10 protein-coding genes and 1 riboswitch are annotated in these 15433 nt (G+C 46.5%); of the genes, 6 read left to right on the top strand and 4 right to left on the bottom strand.

Annotated elements, in window-relative coordinates; translation table 11 throughout:
- Window positions 1-44: 44 nt before the first annotated feature.
- Window positions 45-731: a porin family protein gene (locus GWR56_RS03860; RefSeq protein WP_238395297.1), complete on the bottom strand. Its 687-nt coding sequence runs from the start codon at window positions 729-731 to the stop codon at window positions 45-47.
- A gap of 174 nt (window positions 732-905) precedes the next feature.
- Here GWR56_RS03860 and GWR56_RS03855 point away from each other — a divergent pair, with 174 nt between their 5' ends.
- Complete coding sequence (locus GWR56_RS03855) at window positions 906-2627, top strand: glycoside hydrolase family 3 N-terminal domain-containing protein (protein ID WP_162429846.1); 1722 nt, start codon at window positions 906-908, stop codon at window positions 2625-2627.
- Between the two features lie 64 nt (window positions 2628-2691).
- On the opposite strand, the gene GWR56_RS03850 is transcribed toward GWR56_RS03855, so the two are convergent.
- Window positions 2692-4278, bottom strand: a complete 1587-nt coding sequence (locus tag GWR56_RS03850; protein ID WP_162429845.1) for a S41 family peptidase — start codon at window positions 4276-4278, stop codon at window positions 2692-2694.
- Window positions 4279-4485: 207 nt separating this feature from the next.
- On the opposite strand from GWR56_RS03850, the gene murQ reads away from it, so the two are divergent.
- From murQ to metF, 5 genes are all read left to right on the top strand, one after another.
- Window positions 4486-5289, top strand: coding sequence for an N-acetylmuramic acid 6-phosphate etherase (murQ, locus tag GWR56_RS03845; RefSeq protein WP_162429844.1), 804 nt, complete (start codon window positions 4486-4488; stop codon window positions 5287-5289).
- A 103-nt stretch (window positions 5290-5392) separates the two neighbouring features.
- Window positions 5393-5959, top strand: coding sequence for a hypothetical protein (locus tag GWR56_RS03840; protein WP_162429843.1), 567 nt, complete (start codon window positions 5393-5395; stop codon window positions 5957-5959).
- A 93-nt stretch (window positions 5960-6052) separates the two neighbouring features.
- Window positions 6053-6796 carry a Bax inhibitor-1/YccA family protein gene (locus tag GWR56_RS03835; RefSeq protein WP_162429842.1) on the top strand — a complete coding sequence of 248 codons (744 nt, stop codon included), beginning with the start codon at window positions 6053-6055 and terminating at the stop codon, window positions 6794-6796.
- A gap of 127 nt (window positions 6797-6923) precedes the next feature.
- A riboswitch (SAM riboswitch) is annotated at window positions 6924-7035 on the top strand.
- A gap of 168 nt (window positions 7036-7203) precedes the next feature.
- Complete coding sequence (metH, locus tag GWR56_RS03830) at window positions 7204-10920, top strand: methionine synthase (RefSeq protein ID WP_162429841.1); 3717 nt, start codon at window positions 7204-7206, stop codon at window positions 10918-10920.
- An 87-nt stretch (window positions 10921-11007) separates the two neighbouring features.
- On the top strand, window positions 11008-11964 hold the full coding sequence (metF, locus tag GWR56_RS03825) for a methylenetetrahydrofolate reductase [NAD(P)H] (RefSeq protein WP_162429840.1): 957 nt from the start codon (window positions 11008-11010) through the stop codon (window positions 11962-11964).
- Window positions 11965-12070: 106 nt separating this feature from the next.
- On the opposite strand, the gene GWR56_RS03820 is transcribed toward metF, so the two are convergent.
- Together GWR56_RS03820 and GWR56_RS03815 are read right to left on the bottom strand one after the other, a co-directional pair.
- Entirely contained in the window at window positions 12071-13714 is a 1644-nt protein-coding gene (locus GWR56_RS03820; RefSeq protein WP_162429839.1) for a S8 family serine peptidase, read from the bottom strand.
- Window positions 13715-13843: 129 nt separating this feature from the next.
- Window positions 13844-15385 carry an aldehyde dehydrogenase family protein gene (locus GWR56_RS03815; RefSeq protein WP_162429838.1) on the bottom strand — a complete coding sequence of 514 codons (1542 nt, stop codon included), beginning with the start codon at window positions 15383-15385 and terminating at the stop codon, window positions 13844-13846.
- Between the last annotated feature and the right edge of the window lie 48 nt (window positions 15386-15433).

Genomic DNA, 15433 nt, shown 5'->3' with positions numbered 1-15433 from the left:
AATAGCTCGGGAATGGCTTAAAATAAAATCAATAGTAACGGTTCTTACTGAAACTTAAACCCTAAGCCCAGTTGAAATACCTGGTTGCGGTAATCGGGTATTGCGCCGCTGTTTGAGCGGTTTTTGTCAAGGTCTATGGCATATCTGCCGCGTAGTTCAACATTACGGTTAAGGTCTATCCCCACACCAATAACACCCGAGATGTAGCTTTTGTCGCCCCGATTATCATAATCGTTTTCGTAGATGGTGTTGAACCCGTCATCGTAAATGTTTTTGGTTGATGTAAGAAAGCTTAATTGCGGCCCCACAACAAAGTTAAATCCGGGAACAAGCCTAAATTTTGCCAACAACGGTATATCGATGTAATTGGTACGCTGCTTAAACTCCCCGTAGGTGGTTTCGGCACGGAACCCTTTCTGCGAAAACAAAATTTCGGGCGCGAATGATAAAGGATACGCCACGGGGATATCGAACGTAAGCCCCAGATGCAAACCCGCAATTGTACTTGTACTAAAATCTGAGTTATAGGCATCAACCGTGTTAGAGAAGTTTACGCCGCCTGCAATTCCAACTCTGGGCTGGTAAAAGTTATCTCCCCGTCTTTGGTATCTTTCCTGTACCGGAACCGGGCGCCTGATAACCCTGCGCGGATAGCGGCGGTCATAACGTTGTGCACTTACCGAGCCTGCAACCGTAAGCAGGCATATCGCCATAAATAAAATTTTTTTCATTGGTAATTATTTTATGGCATCATATTACAGGCATGCCTGATAAATTGATGCCGGTTAATTTTTATACTCTTATAGAGTGAAAATTTGCGGCAAGGTTTATTCACTATTTTTTATAATCTATTTTATAGGTAAAACAATTAGCCGCAATTTAGATTTAAGCTACATTTGGAAACAATGAAACAAAAGACCCACTGCCGCTATTACCTGCTTTTTATAACTGTATTTTTTACCCAAAGCGTATTGGCGCAAAAAACAAGCTTTATAAACTCGTTAAGCCAGCAAAATCATTGGGTTGATTCTGTTTATAAAAAAATGAGCAGGAAAGAGCGCATTGGCCAGTTGTTTTATGTAAGGGCACATACCAACAAAGGCAAGGCATACGAGGATTCAGTGGGCAAGGTGATACAGGACGAGCATATAGGTGGTGTAGTGTTTTTCCAGGGCGGCCCGGTAAGGCATGCCAACCTGATAAACGTTTATCAAAAGCTGTCTAAAGTGCCGCTGCTTATTGCCATGGATGGCGAATGGGGCTTGGGCATGCGGCTGGATTCGTCAACATCGTACCCCTATCAAATGACATTAGGCGCTATACAGGATAATACGCTTATTTATAAAATGGGGCAAATGATAGGTAGTGATTTCAGGAGGCTTGGCATGCACATCAATTTTGCGCCCGATATGGATGTAAATAATAATCCTAACAACCCGGTTATCAATTACAGATCGTTTGGGGATAATAAGTACAATGTGGCACGCAAAGGCATTGCGTATTTCACAGGCATGCAGGATGCCGGCCTTATTGTTTTTGCCAAGCACTTCCCGGGCCACGGCGATACCAACGTAGATTCGCACCTGGCCTTGCCACAACTACCCTTTACCCGCGCCCGTTTAGATTCGTTGGAAGAATACCCTTTTCGCGAAGCGATAAATGCGGGCATAAGTGGCATTATGATAGCCCACATGAACATTCCGGCACTCGATACCACCAAAAATCTGCCGTCAACGCTGTCGCGGCCAATTGTAACCGGCGTGTTAAAAGATTCGCTTGGATTTAAAGGGATAGTTGCCTCCGACGCTATGGAAATGCAGGGTGTTGTAAAAGATTTCCCTAATGGCGAAGCTGATGTAAGGGCTTTTCTCGCAGGTAACGATCTGATCGAATTATCGGTTAACTCTGCAAACGGCGCCAAATTGATACGGAAAGCTATCAGGAAAAAAAAGATAACCAAAGAGGAGTTTGAGGCCAAAGTTAAAAAGCTGCTTGCCGCTAAATACTGGGCCGGGTTAAATAATTATCGGCCGACAAGTACCGCTAATCTGTTAAGCGACATTAACCGACCGGCCGCCGCTGAATTATTTCAGCAACTAAGTGATGCTGCTGTAACCGTGTTAAAGGGCGATAGCCGTACTCTTCGACAGGACCCGTTTAAAAAAACCGCTATCATCAGCATCGGGGTCGACAGGCCAACGGTTTTTCAGCTCGAACTATCTAAGTGGTATGTAAACAGCATGATATTTTTAGTAGGTAAAAGCACCTCGCTTACGGATATGAACCGTATGCTGCAAACGTTAAAAGGGTTTGACCAGGTTTTTGTAAGTATACATGATACCCGTACACGCCCCGCCAGTAAGCTTGATTACAGCAGCGATGTTAAATACCTGATAGCTGCGCTGGCCGCAAAACCAAACGCGGTAACCGCTGTGTTTGCAAACCCGTATACCATAGCAGGGTTGCCAGGCATAGAAAAAAGCGCCGGTATTATCGAAGCGTATCAAAAAGATGATGCCTTGCAGCGTTCGGCAGTAAAGGTAATAACCGGACTAATCAAGCCCGCGGGCAAACTGCCTGTTAGTGTAAATACCTTTTTTCCGACAGGTACGGGTATAAGCTTCTGAGGGTGTACAAGATCATATCAGCACGGCTATGCTGACTTCTTTTTTATCTGCACATCTGCTTTCGTTACTGCAGCAATGCAATTTTAAAGGTAGTATCGCTTGTGTTTAGTACGCGGTAATAAGCGTTATTGCCCCATTTAAAACGCGCTGCATGCGCTTTGATCAGTGTTTTAATAAACTCCTTTGATAACTTCAGATCCGCAGGATTAATATATTTTATCGTTTGCGACGCGTAAGCTATAAAATTATTTAAAACGTCTTCAGTGATGTGGTATTGATCTATAAAGCTATCGGCAGTTGCATATTTGGCAATCACGGGTTGCAGCCTGTCAATCACATAAGCCGTAAAAAGCTGGTTATCCGCAAGGTCTTCTACAAGTTGTGTGTTCTCTGTGGTATCGGCAGGTACAAATACATCTGGCATTATGCCGCCGCGACTAAAAACTTTTCGTCCCTTGGTTGTATGATAGGCTGAGCCGCCGATAAATGCGCTGTCGCTTAAACTACTTTCCGCGCTTAACAGTTCACCTTTTCGCACCCGGTTAGCCAGCTCGTTGCGGTAACTGGCAACGCCATTTTTATACGATTTTTGTATTGACCGGCCCGAAGGCGTGTAATATCTCGCTACCGTTAAATTTATTGCAGTACCATCTGCAAACGGAAACTGTTGCTGCACCAGGCCCTTACCAAAAGAACGGCGCCCAACAATAATGGCCCTGTCAAGATCCTGCAAGGCGCCCGCCAAAATTTCGCTTGCTGAAGCCGAATACTCATCAATAAGTACCGTAAGTGCGCCCTTTTCGTAATTGCCCGAGTCGGTGGCAAAGTAATCAGTTCTGGGTTCGTGGCTTCCTTTGGTGTAAACAATCAGCTTACCCCCGGGTAAAAACTCATCGGCTAAAGCAGTTGCCGTGTTTAAGTAACCGCCGCCATTTCCACGCAGGTCAAGCACCAGCTTTTGCATGCCTTCGGCTTTCAGCGTTTTAAGCGCGTCTTTAAAATCGTTATCAGTAGTTGATGCAAACTTGCTTATTTTGATATACCCGGTATTGCCAGTGGTGTATGCGGCGTCAAGGCTGCTCAGCGCTACCCGGCCACGTTTTATGGGGATGTTTTTGATTGCCTTCCAGCCGTTTCTTACAACGCCAAGCGTTATTTGTGTGTCCTTTTCGCCCCTAAAGGTTTTACTGATGCGGTCTGACTTTAATTTGGTGCCCGAAAAGGGTTTGCCATCCACTTGTATGATCCTGTCGCCGGTAATTATACCTGCTTTAGCGGCGGGCCCGCCGGCGTTAACCTGGGTAATTACCAGCGTATCGCGCAGTAACTGGTATTCTAACCCAATACCGTTGAAACCGCCCTCCAGTCGTTCGTTGATAGAGCGGGCCTGCTTTGCCGGCAGGTACACTGAGTGAGGGTCCAGGCTTTGCAGCATATCGTTAACCGTTGCGCCCTCTACACTGTCCGTATTAACAGAGTCGACATACTTGGTGCTTACAAGATCAAGCACACGGGATATTTTATCGGGCCCCGAAAAATTAAGGCCTATCCTTCGCCCCCCAATGTTATCACCGGTAATAAGTATCCCAATTGCAATACCTATCAATATTAAAATTACCGTCCTGAAGATAATGCCCGCAATTCTTTTCATCTATATTTAGCCATTGCAAATTTAATAAATAGCAGCTATTGCCTATAATTAATATCGGCTTCTTTGCTTTGATGTTTTTTATTCAATTTTGTTAAAATTTATTAACTGTAGCCTCACCTGAATCTTCTCCAAAGGAGAGGACTTATTCGTCGCATTATAAACCCTCTCCCTGGAGAGGACAGGGTGAAACTATTTTATTGCCAAAACATGGAAATAAACACCGAAAAAGACTCCAACTACAACGGGCTTGAAAGCATGCCGGTAGCGGAGCTGCTTCAAAACATTAATAACGAAGATAAAACCGTGCCATTAGCGGTTGAAAAAGCGTTACCCCAAATAGAAAAACTGGTAACAGTTGTTGCCCAACGCATACGCAACGGCGGAAGGTTATTTTACATTGGCGCGGGCACCAGCGGCCGCCTGGGCGTTGTTGATGCCTCTGAATGCCCGCCCACATTTGGTGTGCCGTTTGATTGGGTGGTTGGCATTATAGCGGGCGGCGATACGGCCATACGCAAGGCTGTTGAATTTGCCGAAGATGACCGTGAACAGGCCTGGAAAGATCTGCAGGAATTTAATATCACCGGCAAGGATGTAGTAGTGGGCATTGCGGCATCGGGCACTACGCCCTATGTTATTGGCGGGTTAAAAATGGCTAAAGAGCATGGCGTTGCCACAGGCTGCATAGTTTGTAATGCAGGCAGCCCCGTAGCTGCTGCGGCCGAATACCCCGTTGAAGTGGTTACCGGGCCCGAATTTGTTACCGGCAGCACCCGCATGAAGGCAGGCACCGCCCAAAAACTGGTATTAAATATGCTCAGCACAAGTGTAATGATACAATTGGGCCGCGTAAAGGGTAATAAAATGGTGGATATGCAGTTATCCAATAATAAATTGGTACACCGCGGCACCCGTATGGTAATGGCCGAAACGGGCTTGCCTGAAGAAGAAGCCGCTGAACTATTAAAGAAACATGGCAGTGTGCGCAAGGCGGTGGATAGTTTAAAATAGATGTGCAAATGAACAGGATTAGATGTGCAGATATGCAAATATGCAGATGTGCAAATGAGGAAAATAAAAAAGTCTCCCTGGCGGGGGGAGGTTGGAGGGGGTTATGCACGAAATAGAACCATATTACCGCTGGCGCGATGATTATGTAGCATCTGAGGATGAGTATTCGCCTTTTTATGCTACCGAGTACAGCGAGTTTGAATTTGATAAGCAGGTATATAATTATTTGCTGCACCCGCAGTGGGATTCTTTTGGGTCGAATACGTTGTACCTGAAGGTATTGTTTGTTGATTACGATCGGGGTTACAGCATCATCGAGTTTATTGGCGAATGGAACGACGCCATTAACAATGATATTATGCTGATGAAACGCGAACTTTTTGACCTGATGGTTGACCAGGGCATAAACAAATTTATACTGATAGGCGAGAATGTGCTTAACTTTCACTTCTCTGACGACAGCTATTACGAAGAGTGGTTCCAGGAGGTTGAAGATGGCTGGATAGCTGGCATAAACTTCCGCGACCATGTGATATCCGAGTTTAAACACAGCAACATTGATTATTACATCAATTTTGGCGGTCAGCTTGATGACCTTCACTGGAGGGCATTGAAGCCACTGCAAATGTTTAAAAAAGTAGAGGAGCAGTTAACTAAAAGATTAACTTAGAATTCACAGCCAATTGTAACCTTTTTAACCGCTACAACTTTTTCAATCATTACATCGTTTTTATTATATTCGTACAAATAATTTCTGAAATACATGGAAACCAAAACCGATAATTTTGAATACGTTTACGATAACGTAAGTTACGTAGAAAACCCTGAAGCATCCCGCAGGTTCATTGCTAATGTATTTGTTTGGATGTTTGTTGCCCTGGGCATATCGTCTGTATGTACCTATGCCTTTTCTTTTATCCCCGAACTATCGGGCTTGCTACGCGACACTGAAACAGGGCAGAATAATATCTTTGGCACCATCACTATGTTCGCGCCACTGATATTTGTAATTATACTGGCCCGAGGCCTTAACAAACTAAGTGTTTTTGCCACTATTTTAATGTTCCTGGCTTTTTCGGCTATAATGGGTATAAGCCTTAGTTATATTTTTTACATATACTCATTCGGCACAATTTCAACAGCATTTATAACTGCTGCTATTGTTTTTGGCGTAATGGCTATTGGCGGTTACACCACACAACAGGACCTTACCAAATTCGGCTCTATCCTGATCATGTTGCTGATAGGTGGTATTGTTGCTACGATACTAAATCTATTTATTTTCCGCAGCAGCAGTTTTGACCTATTGATAAGCTATATACTTGTAGCCGTATTTGTGGGCTTAACCGCTTATGATGTACAAAAACTGAAACGTATTGGCGCAGGCATTGAGTATGGCGATTCTACAGCTAAAAAGACAGCTATAATGGGTGCGCTAACTTTGTACCTTGATTTTGTTAACCTGTTCCTGTTATTATTGCGCATATTTGGTGGTAACAGAAGATAATCGGATATCATAAATAAAATTGAAAAGCCGTTTGCTGTAAGCAGGCGGCTTTTTTGTTTGTCCGCTTTGAAAGCCTTGGTGTAATTAATACGCTTGCACTTTACAACATTATTATTCATATTTGTACCGCTTATGGAGAAAGACGGAGGGATTAGACCCTGCGATGTCTTAGCAACCTGTTACTTAACAAGGTGCTACATTCTACTCCGGTTAAAAGAATAACCGGGGACAGATAAGTGAAAGTCAATTTAACACCCGACTTTTCGAGTAAGCTGCACTTAGATTTGAGATATTAGATGTGAGATTTGAGAAAGCTCCGCTTCTCAGCACGGCAATAATATTTTGATAGATAATGGAAATTAGTTTCCTATCTCACATCTCATATCTCCTGTCTCACATCTCAACAAATGGACATTAGAAAAGAACTACAGAAGCGTATATTGGTTATTGACGGAGCTATGGGTACCATGATACAGCGGTACGAGCTCACCGAGCAGGATTTTCGCGGGGAGCGTTTCCGCGACCATGCATCCGACCTTAAGGGAAATAACGACCTGTTGAATATCACCCGCCCGGATGTTATCAGGGCTATCCATGCCGAATATTTAGATGCCGGTGCGGATATCATCGAGACAAATACTTTTAGCACACAACGCATATCCCTGGCCGATTATCACCTGGAGGAGCTTGATTATGAATTGAGTTACGAGGGTGCCCGCATTGCGCGTGAAGTAGCTGACGAATATACGAAGCGCGACCCTTCAAAACCGCGCTTTGTAGCCGGAGCCGTAGGTCCCACAAACCGTACCGCATCGCTGTCGCCCGATGTGAACGATCCGGGTTACCGCGCCGTTACCTTTGACGACCTTGCCGAGGCCTATTATACGCAGGTACGCGGCCTGGTTGATGGCGGCTCGGACCTGTTATTGGTTGAAACTATATTTGATACCCTGAACGCCAAAGCGGCTTTGTTCGCTATCGACAGGTATAAAAACGAATGCCGGGCAGCCGGTAAAGATTACCCCGCCTTTAGGGAAACTGGCGGCGTTATGATATCGGGTACCATTACCGACGCCTCCGGCCGTACCTTGTCGGGCCAAACGGTAGAGGCGTTCTGGAACTCTATCAGTCACGCGCACCTCCTATCAGTAGGGTTAAACTGTGCTTTGGGCGCCCGCGAAATGAGGCCCCACTTAGAGGAACTGTCTGAAAAGGCAGGTGTGTTCATCTCGGCCTATCCCAATGCGGGGCTGCCAAACGAATTTGGCGCTTACGATGAGACCCCGCACGAAACCGCTCACCAGGTTGATGATTTTATGAAGGCAGGCCTGGTAAATATTGTTGGCGGTTGCTGTGGCACCACGCCCGAGCATATTAAGTGTATTGCCGATAAGGCCGCTAAATACTCACCAAGGCAGATACCCGAAATTAAGCCCTACCTGCGCCTAAGCGGACTGGAAGCCGTAACGCTTACGCCCGAAACCAACTTTGTGAACATTGGTGAGCGTACCAATATCACCGGGTCGCCTAAGTTTTCGAAGCTTATCCTGGCCGAAGATTACGAGGCAGCCCTGAGCGTAGCGTTGCAACAGGTAGAAGGCGGCGCGCAGGTGATCGATATCAACATGGACGAGGGGATGATCGACTCGGAAGCGGTGATGGTAAAATTCCTGAACCTGGTTGCCAGCGAACCGGATATTGCCAGGCTGCCTATCATGATCGATTCCTCCAAATGGACGGTTATTGAGGCTGGATTAAAATGCTTACAGGGCAAGGGTATCGTCAACTCCATCTCGTTAAAAGAAGGCGAGGAAAAATTTAAAGAATACGCCCGCAAAATATTAAGCTATGGTGCTGCAACAGTAGTAATGGCCTTTGATGAAACCGGCCAGGCCGATTCATTGGAACGCCGTAAAGAGATCTGCGAACGCAGTTATCGCATACTGGTTGATGAAGTAGGTTTCCCTCCGCAGGATATCATCTTCGATCCCAACATCCTGACCGTAGCCACCGGGCTTGAAGAGCATAACAACTATGCAGTAGATTTTATTGAAGCTACCCGCTGGATAAAACAAAACCTGCCGCTGGCTAAAGTAAGCGGTGGGGTAAGTAATATATCGTTCTCGTTCCGGGGTAATAACGTGGTGCGTGAGGCTATGCACTCTGCATTCCTCTACCATGCCATTAAGGCCGGGTTGGATATGGGTATAGTAAACGCCGGGATGCTGGAAGTTTACGAGGAGATACCGAAAGACCTGCTTGAGCTTGTGGAAGACGTTTTACTAAACCGCCGCGAAGATGCCACCGAGCGTTTGGTTGAGTTTGCCGATACCATTAAAAGCAAAGGTAAAGAAGTGGTGCGCGATGAAGAGTGGCGCAAAGGGACGGTAGAACAGCGCCTGTCGCACGCGCTGGTAAAAGGCATTATCGAGTACCTGGATGATGACGTAGAAGAAGCCCGCCAGAAATTTGCCAAGCCCTTAGAGGTTATTGAAGGCCCGCTGATGGATGGCATGAACGTGGTAGGCGACCTGTTTGGCGCCGGTAAAATGTTTTTGCCGCAGGTGGTAAAATCGGCCCGGGTAATGAAAAAGGCGGTGGCTTACCTGCTGCCCTTCATTGAACAGGAAAAACAACGCGTTATTGATGCCGGTGAGGATAGCAGCGGCAGTCGTGCTAATGCGGGCAAGGTATTAATGGCCACCGTAAAAGGCGATGTGCACGATATTGGTAAAAATATAGTAGGCGTGGTACTGGCCTGTAACAACTTTGAGGTGATAGACCTCGGGGTAATGGTACCGGCCCAAAAGATAATTGAAGAAGCTAAAAAACACGAGGTGGATATCATCGGTCTTAGCGGTCTGATTACCCCATCGCTTGATGAGATGGTACATTTTGCCAAAGAGATGGAGCGCGAAGGCTTTACCATTCCGCTGATCATTGGCGGGGCGACTACCTCGCGCATCCACGCGGCAGTAAAGGTAGCGCCGCATTACTCGGGCGGGGTTATTCATGTGCTGGATGCATCGCGCAGCGTAACGGTTTGCAGCAGCCTGCTAAACCGCGATACCCGCGAAGGTTATATACAGGGCATAAAAGACGAATATGCCAAAGCCCGCGAAGCCCATGCTAACAAAAAAAGCGATAAGCGTTTTGTAAGCATTGAGCAGGCACGTGAGCAAAGGTTTCAGATAGACCTGAAAACCGTAGCGCACGCGCCCACATTTACCGGTATTAAAGCATTTGAAAACTTCCCGCTGGAAGAGCTGGTGCCTTATATCGATTGGACGCCGTTCTTTCATACCTGGGAGTTACGGGGCAGCTACCCTAAAATATTTGCCGATAAGTTTGTAGGCGACGAAGCCAAAAAGCTTTTTGACGACGCGCAGGCATTGTTGAAGAAAATCGTTGACGAAAAATTGCTGCGCGCGAGCGGTGTTATAGGCTTCTGGCCGGCAAACAGCGTCGGCGACGATATTGAACTTTACACAGACGATACCCGCGGGCATTTGCTTACGCGTATTCATACGCTTCGCCAGCAAAACGAAAAGGTGAAAGGCGAACCATATTATGCCTTGTCGGATTTTATCGCTCCGAAAGAAAGCGGTGTGGCCGATTATTTTGGAGGCTTCGCGGTGACCGCCGGACTTGGCTGCGACGAGCTGGTGGCCGTGTTTGAGGCAGATCATGACGATTACAACAGCATTATGGCCAAGGCCATTGCCGACCGCTTTGCAGAAGCTTTTGCCGAAAAAATGCACGAACTGGTACGAAAGGAATACTGGGGTTACGCAGGGACCGAACAACTGGGTGCCGAAGAACTGATCAAAGAAGAATACCAGGGCATCCGCCCGGCACCGGGGTACCCCGCCTGCCCGGACCATACCGAGAAAACCACTTTGTTTGAGCTATTAAAGGCGGAGGATAACGCCCACATGCACCTTACCGAAAGCCTGGCCATGATGCCGGCCGCATCAGTAAGCGGGTTTTATTTCGCGCACCCACAGGCAAGGTATTTTGGTTTGAACAAGATAAGTAAAGACCAGGTTGAGGATTATGCAAGGCGCAAAAATATGTCAGTAGATACAGTTGAACGCTGGCTCGGGCCGAATTTGAATTATTAACCCCCCAACCCCCTAAAGGGGAGCAGGAGGGCATTTTATAATTATAAACTTTACAATAAATTCCCCCTTTAGGGGGTTAGGGGGCTCATGAAGATTACCGAACATATAAAAAACGCCAACGGCAAAACACTATTTTCTTTTGAACTGATCCCGCCATTAAAGGGGCAGAGCATCCAGGGCATTTACGATGCTATCGACCCGCTGATGGAGTTTAAGCCGCCGTTTATTGATGTTACCTCGCTGCGCGAGGATTACATATATAAAGAACACGAAACCGGTTTGCTGGAGAAACTTGCCTACCGCAAGCGCCCCGGCACTATTGCCATTTGCGCGGCTATCATGAATAAGTACAAGGTAGATACCGTTCCGCATTTACTTTGCGGCGGGTTTACCAAAGATGAAACGGAGAACGGCCTGATAGACCTGCAATTTTTAGGTATCGATAATGTGTTGGTGCTGCGCGGTGACGCCCGCCGTGGCGATGCCTCTTTTGTTCCCACACCAAACGGGCATTGCTACGCTACCGACCTGCTTCAGCAGGTAGTGAACATGAACAACGGTGTGTACCTGCACGAGCATTACGAAGGCATTATGAAGACGGATTTTTGCATAGGTGTTGCAGGCTACCCCGAAAAGCACTTTGAAGCGCCAAACCTGAAAACCGATTTTAAATACCTGAAGCAAAAAATAGATATGGGGGCGAACTTCATTGTTACCCAAATGTTTTTCGACAATCAGAAATATTTTGATTTTGTGAACAACTGCCGGGCTGTGGGTATCAATGTACCTATCATACCGGGGCTTAAGCCTATTACCACATCAAAGCAATTGGTTAACCTGTCTAAAACCTTCCATATCGATATCCCGGAAGCATTAAGCGATGCCATACACGATTGCAAGGAAGAAAAGCATGTAAAAGATATCGGTATAGAGTGGATGATAGACCAGTGTAAAGAGCTGGTTAAATTTGGCGCGCCCGTACTGCATTTTTACACTATGGGTAATCCGGGGCCAACTAAAAGGATAGCGGAAGCGATATTTTAGGTAAAAATATTCTCGTGACAAGTGGCAGCTAACATAGGATGACATTATAATAAAAAGGAAAGGCCTGACTATCAGTCAGGCCTTTCCTTTTTATCGGGAGACTAAGTTATATCCCTTCGGGCTTCAGTTTTGATGCGGCAACTAATGCCTTGTAAGCATTTACTATGCCCCCGGTTTTCGAAAGTGTTGTAAAATCAACCTTTTCGGTTTCGCTTCCGGGCTTTAAAACCATCGTTCCGGTTAACGGCGTTGCCGATTCCAATATCACTTGTTTTACCTGTTTGGCGCTTAAGTTTGGATAATACTCCAACACTAGCGCAGCTATACCCGCCGTAATTGGCGAAGCAAAGCTGGTGCCGTCGGCGGTGTTAAATTCGGCATCCATATTTACCGATGTTACCTTAACACCGGGTGCAAATACATCTACATTTTTTTTACCATAATTGCTAAAATCGCCGGCAAGGTTGGCGTTCAGCCTGTCGGCAGATGCGCCAACGCTTATCACGTTATCCGCGTCAACGCCCGATCCATCCTCAAATATATCGTTCGGGTATTCCGGCTTGGCATCCATGTCTGAATTATCATTGCCTGATGCCTGTACCAGCAACACATTTTTCGCGGCAGCATATTTAAAAGCTTCGTCGACCCAGGCCTTATGGGGCGATAATTTTTTACCAAAACTCATGTTAATGATCTTTGCGCCGTTATCAACCGCGTAGTGTATAGCGTTAGCGATATCCTTATCATACTCGTCGCCATTTGGCACCGCTTTAATAGCCATTATCCTTACATTGTCGGCCACGCCGTCAATACCGTATTTGTTACCGCGTACAGCGCCAATAAGGCCCGCTACACCGGTACCGTGTTCGGCATCCGGAAATTTAAGCAGATTGCTGCCATACGGTTTGCCATCCCTTACGTCGGGGTTATCGCCTACAATATTTTTGCGGGCGTCAAGGTCGGGGTTAATGTCGTTATTTAATTTTGCCAGGTATTCACTTAACTCTTTAATGATGCCGGCGTTAGTTTGGTCGCCGCCTTGCTGCTCAAAAACCGATATCCAAACCGCCTTGCTTTTGCTTACCGTATCGCTGGCGGTGGTAATTTTTGCCAGGTCGGCCTTTTTGAACGACGCGCCCGCGCTTAAGCTAAGCGCTTTTTTGATATAACCACTGGTGGCCATCAGGGCGTTCATTACCGGCTGTAGCTGCTGCGTTTCGGTTTTGGCTTTATTTACCGTGGCATCATGAGTAAGCTTTACTTTTTCCCAGTAAGCAAACTCTTTTTCGCTGCCGGCAGGGGCGGTGGTAAGGTTAATGTATTTATCCTTAAGCCGGTTATACTCCCGTACCTCCTCGGTAGTTTCGGTAAAATCGCATTTGCCGCCCGGGCCGCCTAAAAAGTTCCAGCCGTGTATATCATCCACATAACCATTCTTATCATCATCAATGCCGTTACCGGGTATCTCTTTTGTATTTACCCACAATACAGGCTTTAGGTCGGCCTGGGCGGTATCAATACCGCTATCAATAGTAGCTACAACTACAGTTTTGCTTTTTTTGCCTTTTACAAACTGATACGCCTGGTTTAGGCTGATACCGAAATAACCATCCGTTTTAAGATCAAGCAAGTGCCAGTTTTTCGGCGGGTCGGCGGGCGCTTTTTGAGCTACCTGTGCTGTAGCGGTAAAACCTGTTAACACGGCCGCGCTCAGTAACAGGGCCGAAATACTTTTGAAAACTTTGTACATATTTAATGGTCGTATTTTAATTTAATATCACACACCGAATGCTCAATTTTGAATAGTAAAGTGCTAATTTTTAATTTAGATATTCAAAATTCACTATTGATATTGTTGCATGGTGTTCCGTTATTGCTTTTACAGGTCAAATTTAATGCCCTGCGCTAATGGCAACGTTTTAGAATAGTTTATAGTATTGGTTTGGCGCCTCATATAAACTTTCCAAGCATCCGAGCCGCTCTCGCGGCCGCCGCCGGTTTCTTTTTCGCCGCCAAATGCGCCGCCTATCTCCGCGCCTGACGTACCGATGTTAACATTCGCTATACCGCAATCAGATCCCAAGCACGACAGGAACCTCTCGGCCTCGCGCAAATTAGTTGTCATAATAGCCGACGATAAACCCTGCGGCACACCATTCTGCAGCGCAATAGCCTCGTCTATATCCTTGTATTTTATCAGATACAATATCGGCGCGAATGTTTCGTGCTGTACAATTTTAAAATGATTCTCAACCTCGGCAATGCAGGGCTTTACATAACAGCCGGATGAGTAAGCCGCACCCTCCAGTTTGCCGCCTTCAACAACAAACCTGCCGCCTTCGGCCTTGCATTTCTCTATAGAATCGAGATATGAGGCTACCGCGTCCTGATCGATCAGCGGGCCCATGTGGTTGTTCTCATCCAGCGGGTCGCCAATTTTTATCTGGCTGTAGGCGTTAACTAACTTTTGTTTAAAAGCCTCGTAAACGCTCTCGTGAATGATCAGTCTGCGGGTGCTGGTACAGCGTTGCCCGGCAGTGCCTACCGCGCCAAACACCGCGCCAATGAGCGACATATCCAGGTCGGCATTTTCTGTGATGATGATGGCGTTGTTGCCGCCAAGCTCTAACAGGCTTTTGCCTAAGCGTGCGCCAACCGCAGCGCCAACTGCCTTGCCCATACGGGTAGAGCCGGTAGCCGATACCAGCGGCACACGGGTATCGTTGCTCATCAGCTCGCCAATGTTGCGGTCGCCTATAACCAGGCAGCTTACGCCTTCATCAATATTATTACGCTTAAAAACTTCCTGTGCAATGTGCTGGCAGGCAATAGCCGTTAAAGGTGTTTTTTCGGAGGGTTTCCAAACGCAAACATCGCCGCAAACCCAGGCCAGCATGGCGTTCCAGCTCCATACCGCTACCGGGAAGTTAAATGCCGATATCACGCCAACAATTCCCAAGGGGTGGTATTGCTCGTACATACGGTGTTCGGGCCGTTCGCTGTGCATAGTTAAACCATAAAGCTGGCGACTAAGCCCAACGGCAAAATCGCATATATCTATCATTTCCTGCACCTCGCCGTAGCCTTCCTGCAGGCTTTTGCCCATTTCGTAAGATACTAGGGTGCCCAGCTGCTTTTTATTTTCGCGCAGCGATTCGCCTATCTGGCGTACTATCTCGCCGCGTTTTGGCGCGGGTATGGTGCGCCATGTTTTAAAAGCCTTGGCGGCTGTTTCAACCACGGCATTATACTCATCCGCGGTAGCAAATTTTACCGATGCTATTTTTTTGCCATCGGTTGGCGATACAATGTTTGCAGTAACGGCGTTAGCGCTGCTACCCCACTGATTGCCAGTACTAAACGCATGGTTTATGTCGTTTATATGTAAATGATCAAGAATATCCTTTATAGGTAAGCTCATAATTGGTACTTTTGTCAAAGGTAAAAATCTTTAGGGCAATTATATTCA

The organism is Mucilaginibacter sp. 14171R-50, from assembly GCF_010093045.1.
Lineage (GTDB): Bacteria > Bacteroidota > Bacteroidia > Sphingobacteriales > Sphingobacteriaceae > Mucilaginibacter.
This window is presented reverse-complemented; position numbering and strand designations above follow the sequence as displayed.

Coding starts and splice junctions, on each gene's coding strand:
- GWR56_RS03860 (WP_238395297.1), bottom strand. CDS start 731: ATGAAAAAAATTTTATTTATGGCGATATGCCTGCTTACGGTTGCAGGC.
- GWR56_RS03855 (WP_162429846.1), top strand. CDS start 906: ATGAAACAAAAGACCCACTGCCGCTATTACCTGCTTTTTATAACTGTA.
- GWR56_RS03850 (WP_162429845.1), bottom strand. CDS start 4,278: ATGAAAAGAATTGCGGGCATTATCTTCAGGACGGTAATTTTAATATTG.
- murQ (WP_162429844.1), top strand. CDS start 4,486: ATGGAAATAAACACCGAAAAAGACTCCAACTACAACGGGCTTGAAAGC.
- GWR56_RS03840 (WP_162429843.1), top strand. CDS start 5,393: ATGCACGAAATAGAACCATATTACCGCTGGCGCGATGATTATGTAGCA.
- GWR56_RS03835 (WP_162429842.1), top strand. CDS start 6,053: ATGGAAACCAAAACCGATAATTTTGAATACGTTTACGATAACGTAAGT.
- metH (WP_162429841.1), top strand. CDS start 7,204: ATGGACATTAGAAAAGAACTACAGAAGCGTATATTGGTTATTGACGGA.
- metF (WP_162429840.1), top strand. CDS start 11,008: ATGAAGATTACCGAACATATAAAAAACGCCAACGGCAAAACACTATTT.
- GWR56_RS03820 (WP_162429839.1), bottom strand. CDS start 13,714: ATGTACAAAGTTTTCAAAAGTATTTCGGCCCTGTTACTGAGCGCGGCC.
- GWR56_RS03815 (WP_162429838.1), bottom strand. CDS start 15,385: ATGAGCTTACCTATAAAGGATATTCTTGATCATTTACATATAAACGAC.